At 43.6% G+C, this 6000-nt stretch carries 6 protein-coding genes; 5 read left to right on the forward strand and 1 reads right to left on the reverse strand.

Annotated elements, in window-relative coordinates; all coding sequences use genetic code 11:
- Window positions 1-319 precede the first annotated feature (319 nt).
- From QZ938_RS08300 to QZ938_RS08315, 4 genes are all read left to right on the forward strand, one after another.
- Window positions 320-1582 (forward strand): SufS family cysteine desulfurase, encoded by a 1263-nt coding sequence (locus tag QZ938_RS08300; RefSeq protein ID WP_293350689.1) that lies wholly within the window; start codon window positions 320-322, stop codon window positions 1580-1582.
- A 205-nt stretch (window positions 1583-1787) separates the two neighbouring features.
- Complete coding sequence (locus QZ938_RS08305) at window positions 1788-2564, forward strand: DUF4184 family protein (RefSeq protein ID WP_293350691.1); 777 nt, start codon at window positions 1788-1790, stop codon at window positions 2562-2564.
- Between the two features lie 263 nt (window positions 2565-2827).
- Window positions 2828-3460 (forward strand): Uma2 family endonuclease, encoded by a 633-nt coding sequence (locus QZ938_RS08310; protein WP_293350693.1) that lies wholly within the window; start codon window positions 2828-2830, stop codon window positions 3458-3460.
- A 191-nt stretch (window positions 3461-3651) separates the two neighbouring features.
- A complete protein-coding gene (locus QZ938_RS08315) occupies window positions 3652-4014 on the forward strand; it encodes a hypothetical protein (protein ID WP_293365415.1) in 363 nt (120 codons plus the stop codon).
- Between the two features lie 112 nt (window positions 4015-4126).
- Here QZ938_RS08315 and QZ938_RS08320 read toward each other — a convergent pair whose 3' ends face one another.
- Window positions 4127-4954 (reverse strand): SDR family oxidoreductase, encoded by an 828-nt coding sequence (locus QZ938_RS08320; protein ID WP_293350702.1) that lies wholly within the window; start codon window positions 4952-4954, stop codon window positions 4127-4129.
- Window positions 4955-5065: 111 nt separating this feature from the next.
- On the opposite strand from QZ938_RS08320, the gene QZ938_RS08325 reads away from it, so the two are divergent.
- Window positions 5066-5920, forward strand: coding sequence for a DUF1232 domain-containing protein (locus QZ938_RS08325; RefSeq protein ID WP_293363329.1), 855 nt, complete (start codon window positions 5066-5068; stop codon window positions 5918-5920).
- Window positions 5921-6000 lie beyond the last annotated feature (80 nt).

Below are 6000 nucleotides of genomic sequence, written 5' to 3' on the forward strand. Positions count from 1 at the left end.
TTTTGGGATTTTCAAAATCCCAAAAGCTAAATGCACTGCTTTCCTCATCAAAGCCGCGTCCAATCAATTAACCTGACAACCCCTAGGTTGGTTTTATTGTCTGGAAAAAATGGAAACTACCAAAAGCATCGCTCAAAGGTCGGTTCGCGTCTGGGCCGCAAATGCTATAATTAATCAAGGTACGTTGTTGGGCTTTAGCCCTCTTTGGACGTATCTATAAAGAGGGCTAAAGCCCAACAACATACCTATTTAATCGTTTAAAATGGAATTGCGCCCTAATCTTGCAAACAAATAACTTCTCATTGTTAACTCAGAAAATATGACACTTATTCAAGAAAAAACTCTAGCCTCAAAAGTTCGCGCCGACTTTCCAATTTTGACCCAAAAAGTCAACGGTAAACCGCTAATTTATTTAGACAACGCAGCGACTTCCCAAAAACCCCTAGCTGTACTCAACGCTTGGCGCGATTACTACGAACAATACAATGCCAACGTCCACCGCGGCGCCCACACTCTCAGCGCCAAAGCGACTGATGCTTACGAAGGTGCGAGAGATAAAGTTGCAGCATTTATCAATGCAGCATCGCGGCAAGAAATTGTTTACACTCGCAACGCCACGGAAGCAATTAACTTAGTTGCTTATTCTTGGGGTTTAAGCAATCTGCAAGCGGGAGATGAAATTATTCTGTCGGTGATGGAACACCACAGCAATCTCGTTCCCTGGCAAATGATTGCTCAAAAAACCGGTGCGGTGTTGAAGTTTGTTGAATTAACCGAAACTTACGAGTTTGATTTGGAACAGTTTAAAACGCTGGTTTCCCACAAAACTAAGTTGGTGTCTGTGGTTCACGTTTCCAATACTTTAGGCTGCATCAATCCAGTTAAAGAAATCTGCAAAATCGCCCACAGTTTCGGCGCCAAAGTTTTAATTGATGCTTGCCAAAGCGTACCGCACATGATAGTAGACGTGCAAGCAATCGATTGCGATTGGCTGGTTGCTTCCGGTCACAAAATGTGCGCTCCGACTGGTATCGGTTTTCTGTACGGTAAACTAAACTTGCTGAGAGAAATGCCTCCGTTTTTCGGCGGCGGCGAGATGATTGCTGATGTGTTTCTAGAATATTCCACCTATGCTGATTTGCCGCACAAGTTTGAGGCGGGTACTCCGGCAATCGGTGAGGCGATCGCCCTTGGTGCTGCGATCGACTATCTTAATAACATAGGCATGGAGCAGATTCACGCTTGCGAAGCCGACTTGACAGGTTATCTCTTCCAACAGTTGCGGCAAATTCCCGAGATCAAAATCTACGGGCCGCAACCAGACAGCAACGGTGAAGGTAGGGCAGCGCTAGCATCATTTACCGCCGGAGAAATTCACCCTCAAGACTTGTCTACGATGTTGGATCAGGAGGGGGTCGCGATTCGTTCCGGACATCACTGCACGCAAGCTTTGCACCGCTATTTGAACGTTTCATCTACGGCGCGGGCGAGCGTGTATTTTTACAATACCTGTGAGGAGATTGATGTGTTTGTCAAAGCACTCAAAGAGACGATCGACTTTTTTGGTGAGATGATGGGTTGAACAGTTGACAGTTGACAGTTGACAGTTGACAGAAGGAGAGCTACCTCTACCCTTAACTCCGATGAATGGAGTAATGAATAGTCTGATTTTAATTTCTCCCGATCGGGCGGGCGGGCTTTCAAGCAATTGTTTCTGCTAAGCTTTGTGGGGTGGGCATTTGCCCACCTCAGTTACCAAAGTTTTTTTCAAGATTCAGTTGAGCAGAATGCCTTTTACAATTGCACATCCCATCGCCGCCGCGCCCATCTGGTTGCTGTCTAAACGAAAATTGGATTTATTAGCGATCGCAATTGGGACAATGATACCCGATTTGCAATACTTTATCGCCCTAAAGCCAGTCAGAAGTATTGGACACAGTTTCCAAGGAGTATTCGTCGAAGGTATACCCTGTTCCCTGGTGCTGTTGCTAGTGTTTCACTTGGTTTTCAAGCATCCGCTGGTGGCACTTGCTCCCTCACAGGTAGCCGACAGACTGCCACCAATTAAGCGATTCTCGTTTTTTCCATTATCTAGATTTTTAATAATTATAGCATCGATCGCGATCGGTGGCATCAGTCATATTGTTTGGGATGATTTTACTCATTCCACAGGGTGGTTTGTCGTCAACTTTCCTCTGCTGCAATCTAAGATTGTATCTCTGCCACTTTACAAGTTACTTCAATATGGAAGTGGCATATTCGGACTCTGCGGTTTGTCGATTTGGTTTTTAGTATGGTTACTCAACACTCAACCTCGCCAAAGGCAAGAAACCCTACCTATTTCCTGGAAATTATTAGCAACTGGCTGCATTTTACTCACATCTGGTATCTTTGCAGCAATTGCGATAAAATTACACCTAGCCGAGGATGGAAGTTTTTCGGGGATAGTTGTTAGAGCTGTTATTGGTTCTATTTCCGGGCTATTTATCGGTGTTTTTTTATACTCAGCTACATTCTGGAAGCTCAAAGGTTTTCAGAAATTAAACTATAGCAATCCTAAATGATTGATGAAGATTTGTAGGGGTAGTGCCCCCGTGCCTACCCCTATCTATCGGGGCAACCTGGTTCTTAAAGAACCCCTACCATAATTATGAAAATAATGAGAGGATTGCTATAACAATTGTGTAAGAAGGATAATTCTCAATACCCTTCCAGCATCCGCGTTCATTCGCGTGCACCTGCGGTTCAAAAAAGAACGCCCTTTTGGAACTAACTTTGACCGTGATACAATAAAACTAGAGTTTTCTCAGCTCAAGGAGATTTTGAGATGATTGCTACCACTTCAAGTTTAGCCGAACAGAGAACCCTGCTAGAAAACATTAGCTGGCAGACCTTTGAAACGCTGCTCAAAGAAATAGGCGATAAGCGAGGTTATCGCATAGCTTACGATGAAGGGAGACTGGAAATTATGGCGCCACTATTTGAACATGAGAACTACAAGAGCAATTTCGGTAATTTCATCCTTGCTCTAGCAGAAGAACTCGGCATTGAAATTAAAAGTGCTGGCTCAACTACTCTCAAACTCAAAAATGCAAAAAAAGGTATAGAACCAGATAACTGTTATTATATCCAAAATGAAGCAGCAGTTAGAGGCAGGCAAGAACTGGATTTAGAAACTGCCCCACCGCCCGACTTAGCAATTGAAATAGATATTACCAGCAGTTCAGTTGATAAGTTGGCACTTTACTCAGCACTTGGAGTCCCGGAACTCTGGCTGTATAACGGGCGAGTTTTGAAATTTTATCAGTTGGTTGAAACCAAATATATTGAGCGCGACTTTAGTATTGCTTTTCCCTTTGTATCAGCAGCGGAAATGGCTGTTTTTTTCACTCGCACTCAAACGATGGGGGAAATGGCTTTGCTGAAATCTTTTAGGACTTGGGTTAAGGAGAAAGTATAGAAAAGGTTTCATACTAAATCCGAGTATCCCCTTGATGAAGGAGGCGGTTGAAACCGCGTCTACACAAACAAAGTCGGCCTGCGCCGACTAAAAGAGAAAGGGGGTCAGAAACCCGGTTCTGGTATCAAATCATGAAAAAATTACTAACTACTACAATTGTTTTTCTGTTCGCAGCAAATCCTTGTTTCGCTATGACTCCCTCTGAGCTAACAATATTTGCAACTAACTATAAATACAATGAGAAGGCTCCGATAGCTTATTCTTATTATGACAAAGCTTGTCAAAGAAATATCTCTGTTTCTTTGGTAAAAATTATGGATTTAGGCAAGGGAAGAATCGGAGGAATTACCAATCAATTTCTGTGCTGGGGAGCTACCTACACTTATTTTGAAATGACTCGCGGTAACTTGGAATCTATTCGAGCTTTTGTGGCAATACGTGCAGGCAGATCCACTCAATATACAAACTGGGGCCCAGTTGCCAATCCTGGGGATGATTTAACTCAGGATCAGCTTATATCTGTGGCAAAAACGATGACAGCAAATACAAAATGATTTGTATAGCCTCTCTCAAAAAGATGAGGTATGACTGACAGGTTACATAACCACTGAAACTCTTAGGGCTGAAGCCCAACAACGTACCTCATCTTTCTGAAAACTACTATATTTAAAACTCTGTAATTTCAGGATGGATGAATTGATAACCAGCCGCCTTAATTTTTTGATTCGATACCCTCGCATTATAAGGGCGCACGCTGCTCACAGATTTATCCCAAGTAGCTTTCGGTAGATTGTGAGTTTCAAAAATGCGATCGACTAATTCGCTACTAGATAGCGACACATCCCCGACTAAATTATATATCCCTTGCAATCTATTGTCTAATGCAAAGGTCAATCCCCCAACAATATCATCTCGATGCACCCAATTTGTCGCATCTTCCCCGGCGCCCGGACGAGTTGTCCCCGCCCAACGTCCAAAGATTTTAACTAATTCTCGCCCGGGCCCGTAAATGCCACCCAAACGGAGAATGCAAACTTGCAGGTTTGGACTCGATGCTGCTAATAAAACTCGTTCGGTTTCGGCGAGAATTTCACCGTTGGGATTGGCGGGCGCGACGGGCGATTCTTCATCTACCACTTTACCTTGACAGTCGCCGTAGACTGAATAAGTACCCGTATAAATTACCTGCTTGACTGTCGGTGTCTGCTGTAAAACTGATACCAAAGTTGTCGCAGTCTCTAAGTAACTTTCCCGATAAGCATCAGCATTTCGAGCACCGACGCACATCATAACTGCATCTTGGTCTTGCAGCAAACTCGCGATCGCACCTGCATCATTTCCCTTAAGCACAACTACCCGCTGGGCGACACCCTCCAATTCACTAACTCGGCTCGCCGTCGTAGTTGTCGCCGTCACAGTACAATCAGATTTACCGCGTAAATGTCGCGCTGTCGCAGTACCCACATAACCGCAGCCGACGATCGCAACTTTCATCAAAAATTCTCCATTTTGTCCTAGCTTCTAAGATTATTGCCGGTTTTTGCGAAGATTCGAGGTCAGGTTTGTGGTACGATCGAGATACTCGCGATCGATCCAAGTTGCATCATGTCCGAACAAGATATTTTTGCTACATCTTCTGAAACCGAACTTTTAGCTTTTTACGGTTCTTTATTTGCGATCGCAGCCGCCGACGGTTCCGTTGATATTGACGAACTAAATTTGTTGTTTAAAACCATAAATTTAGACAAGTTTTCCGATTCAGCCAAGGCTCAAATCCAATCCTACACTGCGACTCCACCATCTCTGGGCGACTGTTTGCCAACACTCAGTCAGTCAAAAGAACCCCTGCGCTTGGGAGTCATGTATTTTTTAATCGGCATTGCTTTGGTAAATAATACCCTGCATCCCACAGAAAGCGAGGCGATTCAATCCGCGAAAAAAATGCTCGCAGTTTCCGATTTGCAAATTCAAGCCATGCAAGAATTCTTCGCAGACATGAAACAACTACAGGAGGCTGCACCCACCAACAATCAAGCATCAGCATCATTTAATACTGCTATTTCCCAGCTCAAAAATAAGGGCATTCCTCTCGATTTAATCGACCCTAAAAGAACCACAATAAACCTCACCAATCCGCAACCAGGTTATTCCGATGAAAGTTTTTGGGCAAAACTTAAAAAGTTTGCTTTAAGTGCTGGCCGAGAAGTAGTTGAAAAAGCTTTGACTCTTTATTACACTGCTCAAAATCCCAACGTACCTGCTTGGGCTAAAACCGTTGTTGTGGGAGCTTTGACCTATTTTATATCTCCAGTTGATGCGATTCCAGATATATTAGTCGGTGTCGGATTTACAGACGATTTGGGGGTGTTGCTGACTGCGATTGCTACTGTTTCAGTGTACATTAATGCTGAGACTAAAGCACAAGCACAGCAGAAAATGAGTGATTGGTTTGGTAAATAATCTTATCTGGTTTGTAGTAAGGACTTTAGTCCTGCTCAATTTAAAAATCAAGAAGGACTGAAGTCCTTACTACGAACTTT

It is taken from the genome of Microcoleus sp. CAWBG27, from assembly GCF_020883145.1.
In the GTDB taxonomy this organism is placed as follows: domain Bacteria; phylum Cyanobacteriota; class Cyanobacteriia; order Cyanobacteriales; family Microcoleaceae; genus Microcoleus.